This is a genomic window from Synechococcus sp. CS-1326 (assembly GCF_025128115.1).
In the GTDB taxonomy this organism is placed as follows: domain Bacteria; phylum Cyanobacteriota; class Cyanobacteriia; order PCC-6307; family Cyanobiaceae; genus Regnicoccus.
The window spans coordinates 107,519-128,426 of sequence record NZ_JAHLYV010000030.1; the positions used below are offsets into that span (position 1 = coordinate 107,519).

General features: G+C 64.5%; 26 protein-coding genes and 2 rRNA genes. 18 read left to right on the forward strand and 10 right to left on the reverse strand.

From position 1 onward, the window contains the following. The gene (gene bcp, locus KQ307_RS12190) at positions 1-468 is read left to right on the forward strand and encodes a thioredoxin-dependent thiol peroxidase (RefSeq protein ID WP_259728104.1); all 468 of its coding nucleotides are present in this window, start codon (positions 1-3) and stop codon (positions 466-468) included. On the opposite strand, the gene KQ307_RS12195 is transcribed toward bcp, so the two are convergent. Together KQ307_RS12195 and KQ307_RS12200 are read right to left on the reverse strand one after the other, a co-directional pair. Further along, complete coding sequence (locus KQ307_RS12195; RefSeq protein WP_259728105.1) at positions 446-1,183, reverse strand: type III pantothenate kinase; 738 nt, start codon at positions 1,181-1,183, stop codon at positions 446-448. The two genes, bcp and KQ307_RS12195, sit on opposite strands and share 23 nt — an antisense overlap. Beyond that, on the reverse strand, positions 1,184-1,960 hold the full coding sequence (locus KQ307_RS12200; protein WP_259728106.1) for a phosphoadenylyl-sulfate reductase: 777 nt from the start codon (positions 1,958-1,960) through the stop codon (positions 1,184-1,186). It abuts the gene before it with no gap. Between the two features lie 93 nt (positions 1,961-2,053). On the opposite strand from KQ307_RS12200, the gene KQ307_RS12205 reads away from it, so the two are divergent. The 7 genes from KQ307_RS12205 to KQ307_RS12235 all read left to right on the forward strand — a co-directional run bounded on the left by KQ307_RS12205 (position 2,054) and on the right by KQ307_RS12235 (position 10,133). Continuing rightward, positions 2,054-3,316: an NAD(P)/FAD-dependent oxidoreductase gene (locus KQ307_RS12205; RefSeq protein WP_259728107.1), complete on the forward strand. Its 1,263-nt coding sequence runs from the start codon at positions 2,054-2,056 to the stop codon at positions 3,314-3,316. After that, complete coding sequence (locus KQ307_RS12210) at positions 3,313-3,969, forward strand: HAD-IA family hydrolase (RefSeq protein WP_259728108.1); 657 nt, start codon at positions 3,313-3,315, stop codon at positions 3,967-3,969. The genes KQ307_RS12205 and KQ307_RS12210 overlap by 4 nt, the downstream gene beginning before the upstream one ends. Continuing rightward, positions 3,966-5,600: a GTPase HflX gene (gene hflX, locus KQ307_RS12215; protein ID WP_259728109.1), complete on the forward strand. Its 1,635-nt coding sequence runs from the start codon at positions 3,966-3,968 to the stop codon at positions 5,598-5,600. The genes KQ307_RS12210 and hflX overlap by 4 nt, the downstream gene beginning before the upstream one ends. Positions 5,601-5,642: 42 nt before the next feature. Beyond that, entirely contained in the window at positions 5,643-7,457 is a 1,815-nt protein-coding gene (locus KQ307_RS12220) for an SLC13 family permease (RefSeq protein ID WP_259728110.1), read from the forward strand. A 50-nt stretch (positions 7,458-7,507) separates the two neighbouring features. Beyond that, on the forward strand, positions 7,508-8,143 hold the full coding sequence (locus KQ307_RS12225) for a peroxiredoxin (RefSeq protein ID WP_259728111.1): 636 nt from the start codon (positions 7,508-7,510) through the stop codon (positions 8,141-8,143). 119 nt (positions 8,144-8,262) lie between these two features. Beyond that, entirely contained in the window at positions 8,263-8,967 is a 705-nt protein-coding gene (locus KQ307_RS12230) for a TrkA family potassium uptake protein (protein ID WP_259702770.1), read from the forward strand. After that, entirely contained in the window at positions 8,964-10,133 is a 1,170-nt protein-coding gene (locus KQ307_RS12235; RefSeq protein ID WP_259731752.1) for an anhydro-N-acetylmuramic acid kinase, read from the forward strand. The genes KQ307_RS12230 and KQ307_RS12235 overlap by 4 nt, the downstream gene beginning before the upstream one ends. Here KQ307_RS12235 and KQ307_RS12240 read toward each other — a convergent pair. Beyond that, positions 10,130-10,453 (reverse strand): ribbon-helix-helix domain-containing protein, encoded by a 324-nt coding sequence (locus tag KQ307_RS12240; protein WP_259702768.1) that lies wholly within the window; start codon positions 10,451-10,453, stop codon positions 10,130-10,132. The two genes, KQ307_RS12235 and KQ307_RS12240, sit on opposite strands and share 4 nt — an antisense overlap. Before the next feature lie 93 nt (positions 10,454-10,546). Between KQ307_RS12240 and KQ307_RS12245 the strand changes: the two genes are divergently transcribed. Further along, entirely contained in the window at positions 10,547-10,843 is a 297-nt protein-coding gene (locus tag KQ307_RS12245; RefSeq protein WP_259702767.1) for a hypothetical protein, read from the forward strand. A 128-nt stretch (positions 10,844-10,971) separates the two neighbouring features. Then, on the forward strand, positions 10,972-11,202 hold the full coding sequence (locus tag KQ307_RS12250; RefSeq protein WP_259728112.1) for a hypothetical protein: 231 nt from the start codon (positions 10,972-10,974) through the stop codon (positions 11,200-11,202). On the opposite strand, the gene KQ307_RS12255 is transcribed toward KQ307_RS12250, so the two are convergent. Further along, positions 11,199-11,372, reverse strand: coding sequence for a hypothetical protein (locus tag KQ307_RS12255; RefSeq protein WP_259702765.1), 174 nt, complete (start codon positions 11,370-11,372; stop codon positions 11,199-11,201). The genes KQ307_RS12250 and KQ307_RS12255 overlap by 4 nt on opposite strands. Positions 11,373-11,489: 117 nt before the next feature. On the opposite strand from KQ307_RS12255, the gene KQ307_RS12260 reads away from it, so the two are divergent. The 3 genes from KQ307_RS12260 to KQ307_RS12270 all read left to right on the forward strand — a co-directional run bounded on the left by KQ307_RS12260 (position 11,490) and on the right by KQ307_RS12270 (position 13,935). Then, positions 11,490-13,214 (forward strand): ATP-binding cassette domain-containing protein, encoded by a 1,725-nt coding sequence (locus tag KQ307_RS12260; RefSeq protein ID WP_259728113.1) that lies wholly within the window; start codon positions 11,490-11,492, stop codon positions 13,212-13,214. 107 nt (positions 13,215-13,321) lie between these two features. Next, complete coding sequence (locus tag KQ307_RS12265) at positions 13,322-13,534, forward strand: hypothetical protein (RefSeq protein WP_259702763.1); 213 nt, start codon at positions 13,322-13,324, stop codon at positions 13,532-13,534. Positions 13,535-13,653: 119 nt separating this feature from the next. After that, a complete protein-coding gene (locus tag KQ307_RS12270; RefSeq protein ID WP_259702762.1) occupies positions 13,654-13,935 on the forward strand; it encodes a hypothetical protein in 282 nt (93 codons plus the stop codon). A gap of 40 nt (positions 13,936-13,975) precedes the next feature. On the opposite strand, the gene KQ307_RS12275 is transcribed toward KQ307_RS12270, so the two are convergent. Then, positions 13,976-15,118, reverse strand: a complete 1,143-nt coding sequence (locus tag KQ307_RS12275) for a trypsin-like peptidase domain-containing protein (RefSeq protein ID WP_399241706.1) — start codon at positions 15,116-15,118, stop codon at positions 13,976-13,978. 325 nt (positions 15,119-15,443) lie between these two features. On the opposite strand from KQ307_RS12275, the gene KQ307_RS12280 reads away from it, so the two are divergent. The 5 genes from KQ307_RS12280 to KQ307_RS12300 all read left to right on the forward strand — a co-directional run bounded on the left by KQ307_RS12280 (position 15,444) and on the right by KQ307_RS12300 (position 18,590). Next, entirely contained in the window at positions 15,444-15,728 is a 285-nt protein-coding gene (locus KQ307_RS12280) for a DUF2973 domain-containing protein (protein ID WP_259702761.1), read from the forward strand. Between the two features lie 112 nt (positions 15,729-15,840). Beyond that, positions 15,841-16,224: a hypothetical protein gene (locus KQ307_RS12285; RefSeq protein ID WP_255088930.1), complete on the forward strand. Its 384-nt coding sequence runs from the start codon at positions 15,841-15,843 to the stop codon at positions 16,222-16,224. A 467-nt stretch (positions 16,225-16,691) separates the two neighbouring features. Beyond that, positions 16,692-17,870, forward strand: coding sequence for an exodeoxyribonuclease VII large subunit (gene xseA, locus KQ307_RS12290; RefSeq protein ID WP_259728114.1), 1,179 nt, complete (start codon positions 16,692-16,694; stop codon positions 17,868-17,870). Positions 17,871-17,946: 76 nt separating this feature from the next. Then, positions 17,947-18,177, forward strand: coding sequence for an exodeoxyribonuclease VII small subunit (gene xseB / locus KQ307_RS12295; protein ID WP_259728115.1), 231 nt, complete (start codon positions 17,947-17,949; stop codon positions 18,175-18,177). Then, a complete protein-coding gene (locus KQ307_RS12300; RefSeq protein WP_259728116.1) occupies positions 18,174-18,590 on the forward strand; it encodes a DUF2834 domain-containing protein in 417 nt (138 codons plus the stop codon). Before xseB ends, KQ307_RS12300 begins: the two co-directional genes overlap by 4 nt. A gap of 49 nt (positions 18,591-18,639) precedes the next feature. On the opposite strand, the gene KQ307_RS12305 is transcribed toward KQ307_RS12300, so the two are convergent. From KQ307_RS12305 to KQ307_RS12325, 5 genes are all read right to left on the reverse strand, one after another. Next, a complete protein-coding gene (locus KQ307_RS12305) occupies positions 18,640-19,092 on the reverse strand; it encodes a hypothetical protein (RefSeq protein ID WP_259728117.1) in 453 nt (150 codons plus the stop codon). Next, positions 19,092-19,328 carry a glypican gene (locus tag KQ307_RS12310; RefSeq protein WP_259702757.1) on the reverse strand — a complete coding sequence of 79 codons (237 nt, stop codon included), beginning with the start codon at positions 19,326-19,328 and terminating at the stop codon, positions 19,092-19,094. Before KQ307_RS12310 ends, KQ307_RS12305 begins: the two co-directional genes overlap by 1 nt. Positions 19,329-19,331: 3 nt before the next feature. After that, on the reverse strand, positions 19,332-20,297 hold the full coding sequence (locus KQ307_RS12315) for a YihY/virulence factor BrkB family protein (RefSeq protein ID WP_259728118.1): 966 nt from the start codon (positions 20,295-20,297) through the stop codon (positions 19,332-19,334). A gap of 268 nt (positions 20,298-20,565) precedes the next feature. Beyond that, positions 20,566-20,682 (reverse strand): 5S ribosomal RNA (rrf, locus tag KQ307_RS12320). 112 nt (positions 20,683-20,794) lie between these two features. Beyond that, positions 20,795-20,908, reverse strand: a 23S ribosomal RNA gene (locus KQ307_RS12325); the annotation flags it as partial.

Sequence of the window (20,908 nt, forward strand, 5' to 3'; positions counted from 1 at the left end):
ATGGCCCTGAGCATCGGTGATCCCGCCCCGGACTTCACTCTCCCTGACCAGAGCGGAACTCCAGTGAGCCTGTCTTCGCTTCGCGGCCAGCGGGTCGTGATCTATTTCTATCCAAAAGACGACACGCCCGGCTGCACCAAGGAGGCCTGCGGTTTCCGCGACCAGTGGGACCGCTACAGCCAGCTCGGCATCCAGGTTCTCGGCATCAGCAAGGACGGCGCCAGCAGCCACGGCAAATTCATCAGCAAGTACACCCTGCCCTTCACCCTGCTCAGCGACCCGGACCCCTGTCCCGTTGCGGCTTACTACGGCAGCTATGGGCTGAAGAAATTCATGGGTCGCGAGTCGATGGGGATGTTTCGCCACACCTTCGTGGTGGATCCCGAGGGGCTGCTGGAGCAGATCTACCTGAAGGTCAAGGCCGAAGAGATGGCCGAGCAGATCCTCAGCGATCTTCAGCTGGCCTGAGTGCCGCCAGTGCCTCAAGGCAGAGGTGGGGCGCCAGCTCAAACCGCTCTCCCAGCTGGCTCAGAAGTGGTGCCAGGTGGTCAGCGTCACCACCAGTGAGCCAGAGCCTGGTTGGGGCATCAGCGGGCACGGCCGCCACCGCCTGGGCGATCGCAGCGGTCAGCCCCCAGAGGCAGCCCGTCATCATCGCCGCATCGGTGGCCACCGGCCAGGATTGGAGATCAGCCGAAGCAGCGGGAGGCGTCAGGCTGGGCAACTGGGCGGTGGCCGATGCCAGCGCCGAGAGCTGAAGCCGGAGCCCGGCCATCAGCCGGCCCCCGGCAAAGGCCCCGCTCCCGTCCACAAGAGTCAGGCTGAGCGCCGTGCCGGCGTCGGCCACCAGCACGGCGCCTCCGGCCCCTGCCTGCTGCCGGTGCCAGGCCTGCCAGCCGGCCAGGGCCCGGTCCACCCCCAGCCAGACAGGCATCGCTTTCAGGGGAATCTGATCCAGGCTCAGTCGTCGCTCGGGGGGGAGCTGAATCGATGGCGGCAAGGATCCAACACAGGCCCAGGAGCGTAGGCGGCCCAGGTCGATGACGGATGCGGCGGCGGGCATCGCCGTATGCCAGCAACGCAGGCTGGCCGTCTGCTGGGGCTCACCCCAGTGCCAACGGCTGTTGCCGATCAGCAGCCAACGGCCGGAGAACGGGCCAGCAGCCTCTCCGGTGCCATCCACCTAGATACCCTCGCCCATGACCCCGGGGAGATGGATGCCGCACTCCTGTTTGAGGCCGCCGAAACGGCTGCTGCGGTTGCCTTCCTCACCCTCACTCTGGTCGCCCCCAGCTCCATCAGGGCCGCTGGAGTGCCAGTCGCCGACACTCGAATAACCCTCGGCGAACAGGGGGTGCTGGGGGATGGAATGATCTTCCATGTAATAGAAGACATCACGAGCTGTCCAGGCGAGAAGGGGGCGCAACGACCAGCGGCCCCTCACATCCTGGAGGTGCTGCATGGTGCGGCGGTGGTCGGTCTGGCTGCTGCGGACGCCACTGGCCCAGCAGGAAACCCGGAGTCGCTCGAACGCCTGGTCCAGCGGTTGCACCTTTCGAAGCTGGAGATAGCGCTCCATATCGGCAAGCTGGCCCGTTTCCCAGAGGCGGCCATGCAGCGCCTCCATCCGGGCAGGCCCGACCTCCGCCTGAGCCACCTCCAAACGGATCGGCAGAAGCTCGCAGAGCTGCTGGGCGTAGCGATAGGTTTCAGCGGTCAGATAGCCCGTATCCACCCAGATCACCGGGATCGAGGCGCTGACGCGGCTGGCCATGTGCAGCAGCACAGCCGACTGGATGCCGAAGCTGGTGGTGAGGGCAAAGCACTCCTCAAAGGTGGTCAGTCCCCATTCCAGCTGGCCGATCGGATCCAACGACCCAAGCGCCGCATTGGCGGCATCCGGATCGATCGCCCGATCCAGGCGATCGGCTGAGAGGCTGGCGGCCTTGAAGCTGTGCATGGATCCCATCATCCCGTTCCCGACACCTAAAGACTGATCAGCGGCGCTGGTTAGGGTTGCTGAACACACCATCCGACCTGGTATCAACCCGGCATGACGGAGCCCAGACCAGATCAGCAGAGCACATCTGGCGCTCCCGTCATCATTGCCGGCGGTGGTTTTGCCGGCCTATACACCGCCCTGGCCCTGGCGGAGCGGCGCAATCCTCCACCGATCCTGCTGATCGAGCCTAACGAACGGTTCCTCTTCCTCCCCCTGCTCTACGAACTGCTCTCCGAAGAGCTGCGCTGCTGGGAGGTGGCCCCGCGCTACGACAGTCTGCTGGCGGGCCGCGGCGTGGCCTGGCTGCGCGACCGGGTGGAGGGCATCGACACCCAGAACCATGCCCTGCGCACGAAGCAGGGCAGAACACTCACCTACAGGCGGCTTGTCCTGGCCACCGGCAGCCGCCCCACCAGTTTCGGGGTGCCCGGCGTTGAGGAACATGCCATCGGATTTCACAATCTGGCCGATGTCGAGCGGCTGCATGGGCTGATCTGCCATCTGCGCCGCAGGCAGCTGCCCCTGCAGCGCCTGGCCATCGTTGGCGCTGGCCCGAGCGGCGTCGAACTGGCCTGCAAACTGGCCGACCTGCTCCAGGGAGCCGCCGTGATCGAGCTGATCGAGCAGGGGCGCGAGTTGCTGCCCCAGGCCCGTTCATTCAACCGCGAGCAGGCCAGCTCAGCCCTGTTGCGGCGCGATGTGCGCCTGCGGAACCAGACCCGGGTGCTGGCGGTGGAACCCGGCCGCATCGAACTGGCACGGGATCCTGTGGCAGGGGAGACCCCCAGCCCTGAAAGCCTTGCCGTCGATGCGGTGATCTGGACCGCCGGGGTGGTGGCGAACACTCCGGAACTGACGCCACCTGCTCCACTGGATCGCCGCGGCCGCCTGCTCTGCCACGCCTCGCTGCAGCTGCAGGAACACCCCGATCTGTTCGCGATCGGCGATCTGGCCCACATCACCGATGCAGACGGGGCCGCCCTGCCGGCCACGGCCCAGGTGGCCATCCAGCAGGCCGACCATCTGGCCGGCAACCTGCAGCGCTCGCTCGCGGGTGATCCCCTGGAACCATTCTTCTGGCAAGACCTGGGCGAAATGATCAGCCTTGGCGTCGGCGAAGCCAGCCTGACCGGGCTGGGGCTCACCCTGGCCGGTCAGACGGCCTACCGACTCCGCCAGCTCACCTACCTGTCGCGGCTGCCGGGCCGCTCCCACCAGCTGCGGGTGGCGGCTGGCTGGCTGAGCGACCTGGGCAGGCCCCTGTTCGGCAGCACCCCCTCCGGCGCTCAGCCCCACACCGCGCCAGGGTCTTGATCAGTCGGGCTGCCGCGGCGCTTCCGACCCCCAAGGGCCTGCTGATCGACGCGATGGGCACCTTGATCGGACTGCGCCGGTCGGTAGGCACCACCTATGCGGAGCTGGCCGCCAGCCATGGCATCGAGGTTGAAGCCGCCGCGATCGATCAGGCCTTCGGGGCCGTCTATTGCCAGGCGCCGCCCCTGGCCTTCCCTGGACTGGAAGGCGAGGAATTGGCCAGCGCCGAGCGCCTCTGGTGGGGTGAACGGATCCTGACGGTGTTCGCCGCTGCCGGGGCCCCCCTGGCGTCGCCAGCCCTGGGCGAGGAGTTGTTCGAGCGTTTCGCCGCTGCCGATCTGTGGCGGATCTATCCGGATGTGCTTGGCCCCCTGCGCCGCTGGCAGGCCGCCGGGATCAAGATGGCGGTGGTGAGCAACTTCGACCAACGGCTGATCGCGATCCTGGCGGGCCTCGGACTCGGCGATGTGTTTCAGGCGGTGGTGGTGTCGAGTGCGGCCGGTGCCGCCAAACCCAGCCCCATCCCTTTCCGGCTGGCGCTCAACGCCCTCGCCCTGGGCGCTGATCAGGTCTGGCATGTGGGTGACAGCCCGGAGGATGTTGCCGGAGCCACAGCCGCCGGCGTGGCCTGCCTGCGAATCCGGCGCCCTTGAAACAAGCTGTTCTGGTGGGCCGTGTCAGCGGCCTGCGCCCCTCCCAGAAACGAAGGCTGGAGCGCCTGTCCCAGCGCCGCCATCCAGAGGCTGGGGGGGCTGAGCTGCTCTGTCTGCAGCGGCTGGCCGCCGAAGCCCGGGAACTGGAGCTGCCGCTCAGCCTGGTGGTGGATGGCCGCGGGCTCTGCCGCCTGCTCTGGGTGGGTCCGCTGGAGCAATCAGGTCCTCTGCTGGAGCGGCTGGCCGGCGCACCGAGGCGTCAGGGCCAGGCCTGGCGATTGATCAGCTGCGTCGGCCACGGCCCCGGCCTGGAGCCCCAGGGGAGCGAAGCGCTGGTGGGACTTGATCTCGCCCCGACCTTCTGGCTGCGCTTCCCCCATCAGGCCGCGGCTGGAGGGCTCTGGCCCGCTGCCATCTACGGACTCAGCCAGCAAGAAGCCCAGCCCTGGCACTGCCAGCTGGATGGGGAACTGGGCGAGCTGTGCGAACCCCTGGCAATGCCGGCCTGCTCCCCTGCCAAGGCCCGGGACGCACCCACCAGCGCCGGACCGGAGCGGGTGCTGCTGCTGGCGTTGATCCAGGCTGACGCCACAGCCAACCAGCGCGAGATCGGCGAACTGGAGGCCCTGGTGCGCAGCGCCGGATCCCTTCCCGTGGGACTGATCCAGCAGAAAAGGCGCCCGGGGGGGCAGTTGCTCTGGGGGGATGGGAAGCTGCGGGAGGCGGCTCTGGAAGCCCGGCGGGTGGGAGCGAGCCTGGTGGTGACTGACAGGGACCTAAGCCCCTTTCAGGCCCGCCATCTGGAGCGCCTGCTCGACCTGCCGGTCAGTGATCGGAGCGAACTGATCCTTGACATCTTTGCCCAACGGGCCGCCAGCAGCGCCGGCCGGCTGCAGGTGGAACTGGCCCAGCTGCGCTACCGGCTGCCCCGGTTGAGTGGCCGTGGTCAGAGCCTGTCGCGACAGGGGGGCGGCATCGGCACCCGGGGGCCTGGCGAAACCCAGCTGGAGAAAGATCGCCGCGCCATCGCCCGCCGCATCGACCGGTTGCAGGGCGAGGTTCAGCAGCTTGGCGAGCACCGGGCCAGGCTGCGCCAGGGGCGCCAGGGCCTGCGGCGCCTGGCCCTGGTGGGCTACACCAACGCCGGCAAGAGCTCCCTGCTCAATGCCCTGACCAGACCGGTGGCTGGTGAGGAGGTGCTGGCGGAGAACAAGTTGTTCGCCACCCTGGATCCCACCACCCGGCGGCTGGAATGCCACCAGCCGGATGGCCGGATCACCAGGCTCCTGCTCACCGACACGGTGGGCTTCATCCGGGAGCTGCCGCCGCCCCTGCTGGAAGCCTTCCGCTCCACCCTGGAGGAAACCCTGGAAGCGGATGGCCTGCTGATCGTGGTTGATCTCTCCGATCCAGCCTGGCTGGAGCAACTCGACACCGTCCAGGCGATTCTCGATTCCATGGGTTGCCAGGCACACCGCCAGCTGATCGGCAACCAGATCGACCGCTGCCCCGCCGGCGAACTGGAGCGGGCCCGGGCGCGGATGCCAGGCGCCCTGTTCATCTCCGCCACGGCGGGGCTGGGGCTCAACCAGCTGCGCGAGTGGCTTTGTCATTCCGACCCCACGCCGTAAACCCACCATGATCGATCGCCAAAGCGTCCTCCCCCCCCTCGATTGGAACCCTTACTGCTCGCAGCCCTGAAGCCGGCGGCCCTGATCACGCTGGTCACGCTGGCCGGCTCGATCGTTCTGTTCGTCACCGGTTGGCTGGCCCCTGAAGTCACCGGCCTCTTGGTGGTGGGTGTCCTGATGGCCACCGGTGTGCTCAAGCCCTCCGAAGCCCTCGAGGGCTTCGGCAGTCCGGCTCTGATCACCGTGCTCGGCCTGTTCGCGCTCTCGGCGGGTCTGTTTCGCTCCGGCGGCCTCGATCGACTGCGAGGGATGATCGGCTCCGATGCGGTGCGAACCCCGAAGCGGATGATCGTGCTGCTCACCACCCTGGTGGCACCGGTCTCCGCCTTCGTACCGAACACCCCGATCGTGGCCTCCTTGCTGCCCGTGGTCGAGGGCTGGTGCCGCCGCCGCCGCATCTCGCCCTCGAAGGTGCTGCTGCCGCTCTCATTCGCCACGGTTCTGGGCGGCACCCTCACGCTGATCGGCAGTTCGGTGAACCTGCTGGCCAGCGAAGTCAGCAGCAAGTTGGGTTACGGCGCCTTCGACCTGTTCAGCTTCACGCCGATCGGAATCGGGGTATGGCTGGTGGGCAGCCTGGTGATGGTGCTGCTCTCCGACCGCTTTCTGCCGGATCGCGGCAGCGACGATGCCGACCTGTCCCGCAGCTTCAGCAACAGCGGATACCTCACCGAAGTGATGATCCCGGCCGGCTCCGAGCTGGTGGGCCAATCCCTGCACGGCACGCGCCTGCAACGGCGTTTCGACGTCGACGTTCTCGAGCTCCACCGCGACGAAGAGCGTTTCACCCCACCTCTGGCCGATCGCATCCTGCAGAAGGGTGATCGCCTGGTGCTGCGTTGCACCCGTGACGACCTGCTCCGCCTGCAGCAGGACCACACCGTTGTGCTTGCCCCAGTTCCTGAATCGGGAGCCGCCGAGCTGGCTTCCCAGACGTTGGCCAACCTGCGGATGGTGGAGGTGCTGCTGCCGGCCGGCTCGACCCTGGCCGGGGACAGCCTGCGGGATCTGCGCTTCCGCCAGCGTTACAACGCCACGGTGCTGGCCCTGCGCCGCGGCAATGCGGTGTTGCGAGAGCGGCTTGGCAGGACAACCCTGAAGGAGGGCGACGTGCTGCTCCTGCAAGGGCCCCAGGACGCCATCCGCGGCCTGCAGGCCAGCAATGACCTGTTGGTGCTTGAGCAGATCGAAGACGATCTGCCTACCGTGAGCCGCAAGGGAATCGCCATGCTCATCGCCGTTCTGGTGATCGTGCTGCCCAGCTTCAAGCTGCTTCCCCTGGTGGCAGCGGTGCTGCTCGGCACCGTGGCGATGGTGGCCACCGGTTGCCTTCGCAGCGGTGAACTGCTGCGTTCGATCCGGCTGGATGTGATCCTGCTGCTCGGATCGCTCGGAAGTTTCAGCATCGCCCTGGAGAAAACCGGGCTGGCCGAAGCGATGGCCAGGTCGTTGCTCAGTGGCCTGCAGCACTGGCCGATCTACTGGGCCCTCGCCGCGGTGTTCCTGTTCACCACCCTGCTCACAGAGGTGATGAGCAATGCGGCCACGGTGGCGATGGTGATACCGATCGCCGCCCAGGTTGCGATCGGCCTCGGCATGCCGCCGATGGCCTTCATCTTCACGGTGCTGTTCGGCGCCAGCCAGAGCTTCCTCAGCCCGGTGGGTTATCAGACCAACCTGATGGTGTTCGGACCGGGCCGCTATCGCTTCCTCGATGTGGCCCGCTATGGATTCCCCCTCACCGTGGTGATGACCCTTCTGGTCCCCTGGCTGGTCTGCAGACAGTTCAGCCTCTGATCGTGGCTGCTGTGGCAGCATCGAAGCCGAAGCCAACCTCTCCTTCTCCCATGGCCCTTCAACTCGGCGACACCGTTCCCGATTTCACCCAGGACTCCCAGCTGGGACCGATCAATCTCTACGACTTTGCTGGCGACAGCTGGGTCGTGCTGTTCTCCCATCCCGCCGACTACACGCCGGTCTGCACCACCGAACTCGGCGAGGTGTCGCGGCTGCGCCCCGAATGGGAAAAGCGCAACGTCAAAACGATCGCCCTGAGTGTGGATTCGGCCGAAAGCCACAAGGGCTGGATCGGCGACATCAACGAAACCCAGTCCACCAGCGTGGATTACCCGATCCTGGCTGATGCCGACAAGACCGTCAGCGATCTCTACGGGATGATCCACCCGAACGCCCTCAACAACCTGACGGTGCGCTCCGTGTTCATCATCGACCCCAACAAGAAGCTCAGGCTGCAGATCACCTACCCCGCCAGCACAGGCCGCAACTTCGACGAGATTCTGCGGGTGATCGATTCTCTCCAGCTCACCGACCACCATTCCGTCGCCACCCCGGTGAACTGGAAAGACGGTGAAGACTGCGTGGTGGTGCCCTCCATCTCCACCGAGGATGCCCGCGCCAAGTTCACCAAGGGGGTCACGGAAGTGAAGCCCTACCTGCGCTTCACCCCCCAGCCGAATCGCTGATTCCCAGCCTTGAGCCTGGGGATCCCGCCGCTTCAGCCCATCCCGCCCCGGCGGGATTTTTTTCGGCCGGTGGTCCCGGGCCGCTGGTCACAGAATGGCGATCTCCTCGACAGAGCTTGATGACCAACTGGTGGCAGTGGCAAGGGGCCTCATCCGGCCAGCCAAACAGCTTTGCCGTGATCGGTGCCGGCCGCTTCGGCACCGCCGTGAGCAAGGAACTGGTTCGCTGTGGTGCCGATGTGCTGGTGGTGGACAGGAGCCAGCGGGCCATCGATGAACTCCGTCAGATCGACCCCTCGATCGAAGGTCGCGTGCTGGATTGCACGGAGGAGGAGGCCCTGCGAGCGGCCGGTGTGCTCGACCTCGACACCGTGGTCGTGGGGATCAGTGAGCCGATCGAAGCCAGCATCACAGCCACCTTGATCGTCAAGGACAGTGAGGGCAGCCGGGTGAAACAGGTGATCGCCCGGGCCACATCCGATCTTCACGAGAAAATGCTTCGCCGGGTCGGAGCCGACACGGTGGTTTTCCCTTCGCGCATGCAGGGAGAAGAGCTCGGGCGTCAGCTGATGCGGCCCAACCTGCTGGATCGGCTGCGGCTCGACGACCGCAACAGCATCGAGGAGATCAAGGTGCCCCGTTCCTTCATCGGCCGTTCCCTGCGGGAGCTGAACCTTCGCAAGAACTACGAGATCAGCATCCTGGCGGCCGGTCCGGTGAACAACCTGTCGGTGAACCCCCCGGCCTCCCACGTTCTCAGCGAAGGGGACCTGCTGGTGGTGATGGGTTCGGTGCAATCACTCGAAGGCCTGCCCCCGCTGTGAGTGGTTCCACGGTGCTGGGGCTGATGAGCGGCACCAGCGCCGATGGGGTCGACGCCGTGCTGGCCAGATTCGATGGCCCCGTGAACCGACCCCGCTGGCGCCTGCTTGCCAGCCACTCGCTTGCCTATCCCGAAGGGCTCCACCGCCGGTTGGTCGCGATCGGCCAGGGGCAACCGGCCACAGCCGAGGCCCTGCTCGACCTGGCCGAAGCGGTGACGGAGCAACAGGCAGCCTGCGCTCGCCGCTGCGACCCAGGCGGTCAGGCCGGTCTGGTCGGTTGCCATGGCCAGACCCTCTGGCATCGGCCGCCCCAGGAGCAGCGGCGGGGATGCAGTTGGCAGCTGCTGCAGGGCCCCTTGCTGGCCCAGCTGCTGGAGCGGCCCGTGGTGTTCGATCTGCGGGCCCACGACCTGGCCCTCGGGGGCCACGGCGCGCCGCTGGTGCCGCTCGCCGATGCGGCCCTGCTGCCCGCGATCGGCGGATGGCGTGCCCTGCTGAACCTCGGCGGAATCGCCAACCTCACCCTGCTCCCCCCTGCCCAGGGCCCTGAACGGCAGGCCCCGGTGCGGGGCTGGGACTGCGGCCCGGCCAACACACTGATCGACCTGGCAGTCAGCCGGTTCAGCCGTGGGACGAAACGGTTCGATGCCGATGGCCAGTGGGCGCGGCGGGGAACAGCCGATGAAGCGGTGATCCGTCGCTGGCTGGCAGAGCCCTACTTCCAGGCCCTGCCACCGAAATCGACAGGAAGGGAACACTTTGGTGAAGCCGATCTCGAGCGGCGCCTGAACGATCTGAAGACGGCGGCAGATTCCCGGGGAGCGGATTCCGAGCAGGCCCAGGCCGATGCCCTGGCCAGCCTCACCGCCTTCAGTGCCGCAGTGGTGGCCGCCGACCTGGACCGGGGTCCCCGGCCGCTGGAGCTGGTGATCGCCGGAGGCGGGGCCAGGAACACCGCCCTCGTCGACCAGCTCCGTCAACGCTGCCGAGGCCTCTGGGTGCGCCCCCTGGTCGACCTCGGCATCGGCGAATCGGATCGTGAAGCCCTCGCCTTTGCCCTGCTGGCCTGGTGGCATCAGCGGCGGCATCCCGGCTGCCTGCCCTCGGTGACGGGAGCGTCGCGGCCGGCCATCCTTGGCGTGCGGGCTGACCCGACGCCTCCCTAGCCGCTGGGTCTTGGCAGCCTCAGACGGCGGGGAAGGCCCCGCAGGCGGCGGGGCTGCTGCCGCTGTTGCTGTTCGAGGGCCTTGCGAAACCCCTCGCCCGACGGGGCGGAACCGCGGATCTCCAGGGTTTCCTGGAGGGCGCTCCGGTTCTGCTCAAGCCGCTCCAGCCCTTGCTGGATCAGCACCTTGGCCATGTTGCTGACCGTGCGGGACTCGCTCTCAGCAGCGGCACTGAGCCGATCACAGAGCTCCTCGGGGAGCACCACCTGGATGCGCGGAGACTTGGGCCGTCCGCTTGTGGAGTTCTGACGGGTGGGCACAGGCCCCTGGGATCGCACGCGATACCCAGAAGTGTACAGAGATCCACTTGGATACTATCCAGCACTATGCTTATTCGGCTCCGCACGCCAGCCATGGGCCAGTCCGCCACCCAGTCCTTCAACCCTTCCGGCAGAAAAGCCAGGGCCAGCTCCACGCAGCGGAGCGCCGATCAGAGTGATGTGCTGGTTTCGGCAGTGATCAGCACCTACCTGCTCACCCACCTGCACCACGTTCTGCAGCGGGCAGAATTCGCCGCGGTCCAGGAAGGTCGCCAACCGCTTGCCGCCAACTACGCCCAGCTGCGCAAGGTGCTCTGCCTCGACGCCCGCACCATGGAAGATGCCTCAGCCTGTGGGCAGATCGAGGCCGAGCCGCCCTGCGCCGCCTGAGTCAGCGCAGCGAGCCGGGGGAAGAGGCTGTTGCCAAAATCCCACAAGCCCAGAAGGACGGCGCCAGCAACTGCCACGAGCCCATAAGGTCATCAGTGCCCCTTTCGCGCCTGGCCCAGGGCCCGCCCATGGCAGACACCAACGCCGCTCGCCTCTACGAGCGAATCCGGGCCGACGAAGCCCTCACCCAATCCCTGTTCCGGCAAGCTCTGCAGGATCCGAAGGGAACGGTGAACAGGATCCTCGCCCTGGGCGTCGAGTGGGATCTGCCGGTCAGCGAAGTTGCCGTGAGGGAGCATCTGGCCTCACTCGATGACGACAGCAAGCAATGGTTGATCAAGGCCAGGGGAGGGCTTTAGGGGGTTGGCGGCGCTGGAGGCCGCGCCTGGTCCAGCCGTGCCGGTGCCTGCTGATGAGCTGGACTCGGCAACCGATCCCCCTGGGCCCAGCTGAAGAACAGCCAGTAGCTCACCAGGGCCAGACCGGCCGCCACCACCAGCGCCGCCACCTGCTCCAGCCGTTTGACCATCACTAGCAGCCGCGGCGTGAATGGGCGCCAGTCTGGCGAAGGGCGTGACCCTTGAACTGCCGCGACTCGCCAGCCAGGGATGATGGAGATTCCCAAAAACGCCATACCCCCCACCCCGTGCTTCGTCTCGAACGCGTATCAAAGCTTTATCCCACCGGCGAAGTGCTGCGGGATGTCACCTGGGAGGTGAAACCCGGGGATCGCATTGGCCTGGTGGGGGTGAACGGGGCGGGCAAGTCCACCCAACTGCGCTTGATCGCCGGCCTGGAGGAGCCGAGCGGCGGGCAGGTGGTCCGCCAGGGCGACCCCCGCATCGCCTACCTGAAGCAGGAGTTCGATGTGGACCCCGGCCGCACCGTGCGTGAGGAGCTGTTCCAGGCTTTCGGGGAAGCGGCCGAGGTGTTGATCCGCCAGCACCAGGTGGAGCACGCCATGGCAGGCGATCAGGCAGCCCAGGACCCCGACCATCTCGATGAGCTGATCCACGAACTCGGACGTCTGCACAGCCGGTTCGAATCGCTGCACGGCTACGAGCTCGAGGCCCGCATCGACAAACTGCTGCCCACGATCGGCTTCACTACCGCAGGAGCGGACCTGCCGGTCGGCGACTACTCCGGAGGCTGGCAGATGCGGATCGCCCTCGGCAAGATCCTTCTGCAGGATCCTGATCTGCTCCTCCTCGACGAACCCACCAACCATCTGGACGTGGAGACCATCCAGTGGCTGGAGGGCTACCTGGTGGAGCGGGCGGTGCCCCTGGTGGTGGTCAGCCACGACCGCACCTTTCTGGACCGGGTCTGCAATCAGATCGTCGAAACAGAGCGCGGCATTTCCCGCAGCTATCTGGGAAATTACAGCCAGCATCTGGAGCAGAAGGCCCTGGAGCGCGAGGCCACCCAGTCCGCCTTCGATCGCCAGCAGAAGGACCTGGCCAGCCAGCAGGCCTACATCGACCGCTTCCGGGCCAGTGCCACCCGCAGCACCCAGGCCAAAAGCCGGGAAAAACTGCTTGAGAAGGTGGAGCGGATCGACGCTCCCGTGGAAAGCCTCTCCGGGCCTCGCTTTCGCTTCCCTGATGCTCCGCGATCCGGGCGCCAGGTCGCCCTGATCGAAGATCTCAGCCACAGCTACGGGGATTCGATTCTGTTTCTGGGTGCCGACCTGGAGGTGGAGAGGGGGGATCGAATCGCCTTCGTCGGACCGAATGGAGCCGGGAAATCCACCCTGCTGCGGCTGGTGATGGGCCTGGAGCAACCGGATGGGGGGATCGCCAGACTCGGAGAGCACAACGTGGTGTCGGGCTATTTCGAGCAAAACCAGGCCGAAGCTCTCGATCTTGAGAAAACCGTGATCGACACTCTCTTCGAAGCCGTCCCCGACTGGACCCAGACCCAGGTGCGCTCCCTGCTGGGTAGCTTCTGCTTCAGCAACGACGCCGTTTTCAAAGCGGTCGGCCAGCTCAGCGGTGGCGAGAAGGCACGGCTGGCTCTGGCCCTGATGCTTCTGTCCCCGTGCAACCTGCTGGTGCTCGATGAGCCCACCAACCACCTCGACATCCCCGCCAAGCAGATGCTGGAGGATGCCTTGCGGGAGTATGAGGGCGCAGCCCTGCTCGTGTCCCACGATCGCTACTTCATCTCGCGGGTGGCTAACCGGATCGTCGAGATCCGGGATGGCGAGCTTGTGCTCTACCGGGGCGACTACGCCTATTACGAGGCGAAAAAGCAGGAAGAAGCCGAGCAGGAACTGGAAGCCGAGGCCACTCGACAGCGCGAAGCCAAGCAGAACGCCAACCGGGACAGGCAAAAAGCCCGCGGCGCCAAGGTCAAAGCCAGGAACTGATCGGCAGCACAAACAACTTCACACATCTGTAGGCAAGAAGACTCATTTCGCTTGCCCTGGGTAAATGATGTTCATACCGTGACGGTATCCCCTCTGGAGCCAGGCACATGACCAGCACCATCCCCGCCGCTGCCACCTCCCTGAACCTGCCTGCCACCGCCGAAGCGTTGGCAGGCGGCAACCACAACCCTTCCTATGGCCCTGCTGAGGAGCGGCAGTGGGATTCAGTCGAAGCCTATTTCGAATGCATCACCACCTGCTCGCTCGACGATGGCGAATGTGTCACCCACTGCGTGGAGGAGCTGCGGGAGCACAACTGAGCCCGCTGCGGTGATGACATGCTGACAGCCCAGCGGTAACTGTGTACCGGTTGTTACGTGGGCGATCGAAACACTTCTTAGCATTAAGGCGGTTTCAAAGACCCACTGCCTTGCCTGGAATGTCCGAACCGATCGCCCTCACCCTCGGCCAGAAGTTTGAACTGGAGCGCATGACCCGCGTCATCGACTCCACCGGCGATGCTCAGTTGCTGCGGGGCCTGGCCAAGCAATTGCTGAATGCCTGGCAAGCCCAGAGAGCAGCCACCGACTGGATGATGCGCCAGCAACTTGGTACCCCTTCGAGTTTTGGAGCCGGCGCCCAAGACAGCCCGACTTCCTTCCCCTTCCCGGCGGATGCTGGCTCAGCGGAACCACCGTTCCGCTCCCACGACGTGCTCTGAGGCCCACCCCGATTTCACCGATTTCAGCTCAGCGTTCAGCTCAGCGGCCTTGCCCCGATTGAGCGATCGCCGTCGGAACCACCTGGAGCTGAAGCATGGCGCCTGTCCTGAGAACCCGCAGCTCCATCGGCTTGCCGACACCGTTGTTCTCCACGGCGGCAATCATCTGGGCCGGGCCGGCCACAGGCCGTCCAGATGCAGCCACGATCACATCTCCTGGTCGCAGTCCGGCCTGGGACGCTGGACTGCCTGGCAGCACGGAGCGGACCAGGGCTCCCTGCTGGGCTGTCTGGCCGAGATCCTGGGGGAGATTGTCGAGCCCGACACCGATCATCGGATGACTGACGCTGCCCGTGGCCAGCAACTGTTTGGCGATGCTGCGGGCCCGGTTGATCGGGATCGCGAAGCCAAGCCCGGCGCCCGGGCCTGAGCGCACCAGGGTGTTGATACCCACCACCTCGCCATCCGCATTCAGAAGGGGGCCTCCCGAGTTGCCAGGATTGATCGCCGCATCGGTCTGGATCAGATCAAGGCGCTTGTCCGTGATGCCGAGTTTGCTGACATTCCGGTTCAGGTTGCTGATGATTCCCATCGTCACGGTGTTGTCGAGGCCAAAGGGATTGCCAACGGCGATGGCCCAGTCACCCACCTGCAGAGCATCGGAGTTGCCAAGGGTGGCAACCGGCCAGGGACCGGTGCCAAGCAGCCGCAGCAAGGCCAGATCGGTGAGCGTGTCGAGCCCCACCACCCGGGCCTCCGCCCGGCGACCATCCCTGAGGCCGACAAAGACTCGGTCACTGTTCTCCACCACGTGGGCGTTAGTGAGGATCAGGCCGTCGGACTGGAAGATCACTCCGCTGCCCAACCCCCTTTCCTTGCGCTGGGTCGGCACCTGCGCCTGGGGTGCGCCGAAGAACTGTCGGAAGAGAGGGTCTGCCATCAGCCTGGATGGGAGTCCGGAGCCACCGGAGCGCGCCACTGTGCGCTCCGTATCGATCGTGACCACTGCCGGACCGGCCCGGTTGACAGCTTCGGCAACAAACGACTGGCGTGAGAGTCCACTGCGTGGCGCCGGCTGGGCTTGAGCCGTGACGGCCCGCTCGATCAGTGCGGGCGAGGCCAGCACCAGAGCCAGCGGAAGGGCAGGCAGAAGCACACGGCGGGGGAAGGATCGAAAAGACAAATTGGGATACTCCAGCTCTGTCTTGACCGTAACGGCGGATTGACAGCGGCCAGCCCCTGCAACAGCCCGAAGATGTGACGAAGTGCGGAGCTGATCAGCCGCTGAAGCTGGGACCCAGCCTCCACCTGCTGCCCCAATCTCCTAAGCTTTGCGAACAATTGTGAACTGACATGGACACCAGCGGTTTTTTGCTCGTCTTTCTCGCCTTCGGTGCCGCTTGCAGCAGCCTCTGGGCCTGGAAACTCGCCCAGGCAGCCACATCCAGGCAATGATGGGTTGATCTGCGATCAGCTCACTTCCGCTGATTCGCTCCGACGACCAACCCATGGCTCAGCTCTTCCCCCTGCTGTACGGAGCCAGTTTTCTTGTTCTGCTTGTGCAGGCCTTCCGGATCATGGCCCGTGGCCTGAAGGCCGTTCCACGCCCCGTTGATCCGAGCCTGGACGGCTCCCCTGCCTCTGCCGATCCTGCCGAACTCGATCGAACCGGGCGCCTCACCATTCACCCGGAATTGCTTGATCCGAGTGGGAAACTTGTTCATGACGACCTGCTGACGGTACGTTTCAGCAACGGGAACGAAGACACCCCAGTGCCGCCAGGGGCCAGTTGAACCAGACAGCTTTGGCTCTGCCAGAAACCAGGCGCATCACTGCATAGCCTGGGAGGGTCCCGCCAACTGGTAAAACCATGGCGACGAGCAGATTCCCGGCGGAGGCCGAACGTTGGACCAGAGAACCCGAATCGTGGCCGCTGTGCTGCGCACCCTGAAGCTGCCCCCCCGCTTCCGCCTGCACCTGATCAAGGAAGACCCGGTGCGGCTGGAGCTCAGCATCACTCCGGCTTATGGCAAGGATCCCATCCTGGTGGGGCTGGTCGAATCCCAGGACCTCGTCGCCCGTCGCGATCGAGAGGGACGCATCCCCAGGGATCTGCAAGGCACCTGGGACTGGACGGTCCGCCACGGGAAAGTGACCACCGGTGGCTGGAATCCCTATCTCAAGGAAGCGCTCCAGACCATGTTCGAAACCGGTCTTCCCGCCATCGTGTACGAGGAAACCACCGGTGAGGCATACCATCCGGTCGACGGGGCACGCCATGTGCGGTGACCCTGGCCATGCGCCACAAAGGGTGACCGAGGCCACAGATGGGCCTTGCCGAGGCCGTTAAAACAGGCCCATCCTGATTTCGGTTTTTCTTCATGTTCACCCTGGGCCTGTCGATGGGGCCACTGGTGCGCCTGCTGGCATCCCTCGGGCTGCTGAGCACGGCGCTCCTGGCCCTGCTCCTCAACCTGATCAGCTGATCACCCTGGGGCTGCTCCGCCTCGTATCAGGATCAGCAAGACTGGGGGAACTCTGTGTTCCAAGCGATCACGTGGCTCCCTTTTATGTCAAAAATCGAAGGGATGGATCCCGCCTGCTGAGCACAGCCCTCGTTGTCTGTGCCGTGGGGCTGATCCGCTCGGATCACCGCCTGGGCCAGTGGATCGCCATCGTTGCCGGAAGCCTCAGTGGCTATTGGGGTTTGTGTTACGGGCGCCTTGAACGCTGAATTCACCACCGGCCCGGCCCCGTTGAGCGCAGACAACGGGCTGCCCCACTACAGCGTGCTTGAGCTGAACACGGCGATCGGCAAGCTTCTGGAGCGGGGCTTTGCTCCCCGCTTCCTGCTGGCAGCCACGGTTTCCCGTCCCCAGATCAAGAAAGGCCATCTCTGGATGACCCTGACCGACGCAGGCGCTTCGATCTCCGCCGTGGCCTGGGCCAGCACACTGCCCAGGCTCAGCTTCAGTCCTGATGATGGTGACGGCGTCACGGTGGTGGGGAAGCTGAACTTCTGGGCTGCGCGAGGTTCCCTCTGCGTCCAGATCCTCGACATCCGCCCAAGCCTCAGCAGTGTGTTGCGCCGCTTCGAGCGGGTGCGGGAGCTGCTTCAGCCAACAGGGCTGTTCGCGGCAGAACGCAAACGCAGCCTGCCAGTGCGCCCAGCCGTGATTGCTCTGCTGACCAGCGTGCCCAGTTCTGCCTTGGCGGACATGCTCTGCACGGCTGCCGAGCGTTGGCCCGCCACCCGGATCATCCTGTTGCCAATCCCGGTGCAGGGTCCTGTGGAAGCCGAGATCTGTCGTGCCGTGAGGGCCATCGGTGCCCGAGCCGCAGCGCTCGGCATCGAAGCCCTCGTCCTGGCCAGGGGAGGGGGCAGCCGGGAGGATCTCTCGGTGTTCGATGGCGAGGATCTGGCCCGGGAGCTGGCCCGCTGCCCGGTGCCGGTGGTGACCGGACTGGGTCATGAAGATGACACGACCATTGCTGATCTGGTGGCCGACTGCCGGGCGGCAACCCCCACCGCAGCCCTGGTGGCACTGCTGCCGGATCGCCACACCGCACAGCTGGAGCTCCAGGCGATCCGCCGACAGATCAGCCAACAGCTTCGCTGGCGCCTTCGCTTCGAGCAGGAGCGAACCGAATCCAGCCGGCAGCAACTCCACCAGTGCCGACCGGCCTTGATGCTGCAACGGAAACGGCAACATCTTTCCCAGCTGGGTCAGTTGCTGGAAGTTCTCTCGCCTCAGCAGCTGCTCAAACGCGGATTCTGCCTTGTGCGAGGGGATTCAGGGCAGGTGATCCGCTCAGTCAACCAAATTGAACCAGGCAGCCTGTTGGAGCTGGAATGGGCCGATGGCAAGGCCAAGGCCCGGATCACAGGCAGCAGGATTGAACACCAGCCAGCCCCCATCCGTGGCGCCTCTTGATGATCAAACCAGTGAGCCATCCATGACAGCGGCAAAGAAAAGAGAACCAAGAGCCAGTCGTGTCGCAAGTGGGGAAATGGCCCGGGAAAGCTGGGCCACCGAACTCGCCGAACTCTCCTACAACCAGGCCCGCACCGCCCTGGAGCTGGCCCTCGGACAACTCCAGTCCGAAGACCTCGAAGTGGAAGCCATGGCTGATCTCTACCGCCTGGCGCTCGGCTATGCCCGCCGATGTGAACAGGTGCTTGAGCAGGTCGAACAGGAGATCATTCAGCTGGACACCAGCAACCTGGAAGAGGAGCGATGACCCGAACGACAAGCCCAAGGAATCCCTGGATCGAATGGGTCTATCTGGCTCTGGCGGTGGCGGGAGCCATCCTTCCCTGGCTGGCCAATCTGGACTTCATCCAATCGAGCGGCAACGTCTTCGATCTCAGCCGTTTCATTGCCTTGGCGAATGCCAATCCCGCGGCCCAGTCGCTTTCCCGGGATCTGCTGATCGGAGCCAGCGCGATCACGATCTGGATGGTGGTGGAAGCAGGCAGACTGCAGATGCGTGGCTTATGGGTAGCACTGTTGTGCAGTGCAACACTGGCATTTGCCTGTGGAGCCCCTCTGTTTCTCTGGATGCGAGAGCGTCGTCTCAGGGAAATTCAGCTGGCTGGCCAGGGGGCAGAAACCAGCGACGATTCATCGGGGAAGCAGGCAACATCCAGCTGAACAGCATCACCCGGCCAAGTCACTGGATGGAGATGGATCGCTGCTTTGCTCAAGGAATCTGTCGAGCCTCAACATCAACCGTGGCATCACGGGCATCGGCATCAGGGCTGATCTCCATGCCTGGGAATTGTTCCGCCGGATCCGTGGAACTGTTCAAAGTGCCGCCAAGGATCGTGAAGCCGGAAGCCCATCGCCTGCGGCTGGCGCCGGAGAACTCCCCCTCACCAGAGGAGCCAGAACGGTCCCGGGCCCCGAGCGATGTGCCGCAGGCAGGGCAGACATCGGTGGACACACTGGGCATCCCACAGGCAGGGCAGTTCCGCACTCTGCTGAGCAAGAGGCGCCAGGCCAACCAGCCACCTCCCACCACAAGAAAGGGCAGGAGGATGATTGTGAGGGTCAATCCGCCGACAACATCCAGGATCAACCGCGAAACCGGACCAGGGGCGAGCAGCGCCAGACCAGCCAGAGCGATCAGGGCCCAGGGGAGCCGCTTTGGCATCAGCGCTTGAAGTGCGGGTCATTTTCCATCCAACGCTCCAGGGCAGCCAGTGCCTCGATGCCAGCCCAACCAAAAACAACAGCTCCAGCCAGGAATGCGATCAGCAAACCTGCTCCGAGCACGACCGGAACCACTGCAAAGGTGAAAAAACCGATCACCGCAACGGCGCCGACCCCGGTACAGAGCAGAAGAAGGCTGGCTGGTAAGGGGCGAAGGGAAAGGCCGGAGCGGGTCATTGTTCAATCCTCAACGGACTTCATCCTGCCCCCGGGATGGGAGATCTGGACCGCCGCTACAGGTGTGGATCGCCCCCCCCAGCTTCGGCGGCTGAGCACAACGCTGACGGCCATTCCGTAATACAGGATCAAGCCCAGCAACCAGACCCAGAGCGTAAGCACAAGCACCCCACTGACAACCCCGTAGGCCTGAAACCGGCTGCTGAGCGAAACAAGGCTCCTGCCAACAACCACGTTCAAAATGGTATAGGCCACACCGATCAGCAGAGATCCAGGCCACAAAGCAGGCACTGGGACAGTCCTCGATGGAATGATTCTCAGCAGAACGAAGCCAACGGCAGCAGACACCAGTACCGAGAACAACAAGTCTGTGAAGCCAGCGACCGGCATCGAGAGGCGAAACAGCCAGGGGATCTGCACTCGGAACAAGGAACCCCAGGTCTGGGGGTTGATGACCGCAAGATTGCTGGTCAACTGGGAGACGGCAAGCAGCAGACCAGCCACCGCCACCAATGCGAAGGCTTTGAGTCTCAAGGCCACGAAACGTTGAAGGGCCTGAACACGTGAGACCGGCTTTCGTTTTAACCCGAATGGATCATCTCTCCAACCCCAGAGGCGGTCAGCGCCCCGCTGAAGAGTGAGGTAGGTGTTGCTCGCAGTCACCAACAGGGCAACGGCACCGAAGGCACCGGCCCCACCACGCTGGCTGTAAAGCTTGACCAGAGTTGTTTGAATGAATGGCGAGGCAGCTGCAGGCAGAAATTCATCTGCAAAAGAGGCAATCTGATCAATCAAGCCTTCATCCCGCCCCAGGATTCGGCTGGCCAGAGCAAGGGCAATCAAAAGAACAGGAAAGATGGACTGAAGCATGTGATAAGCGAAGGCAGCACTCAGATCAATGCAGTCATGCCTGTCCCAGACGCGGTACGCCAGCCAAGCGGTCCGAATCCATTGCCTGAGACGAATCATGGAAAGGAATCCATGCCGGATTCAGCAGACGGATTGGCAGTTTAAGCAGCTGCAGACAAAGGATGGATGGCCGGATGCGATCAAAACCAACCTCACCGAAGCTCTGTCCAGGATCGAGGGGCATTGACTGGACTGAGCATTGACTGGACTGAGCAACAATCAGCAGCCAGCCGGGAAATGCCAACAAAAAAGCCACCCATCAGGGTGGCTTCTGTCTTGCCGTTCACTGAATCAACAGTGGATGGCAGGTGATGGAGTAAGAGTTTTATCCTGGCATTGAGCTATTTTTGCAGGAAGCTTCCCTCCAACTATCGTCGCCGCTACTGCGTTTCACAACCGAGTTCGAGATGGATCGGAGTGGGGCCACAGTGCCATGAACACCAGGAAATAATCTCTTCTCCTCAGGTGAGCCCTGAGAACTGCATAGATAATGGATCAGCTTTTCACTGGTCTGTCTGAATACAAGCACGCCATGCTTCATTGAGCAAAGCCAAGTGTTGGTCAAGCCCTCGGTCTATTAGTACTCCTCCGCTTCACGCATTGCTGCGCTTCCACGTAGAGCCTATCAACGGGTGTTCTTCCCGTGACCTTACTGGCTTCAGCCATGAGAA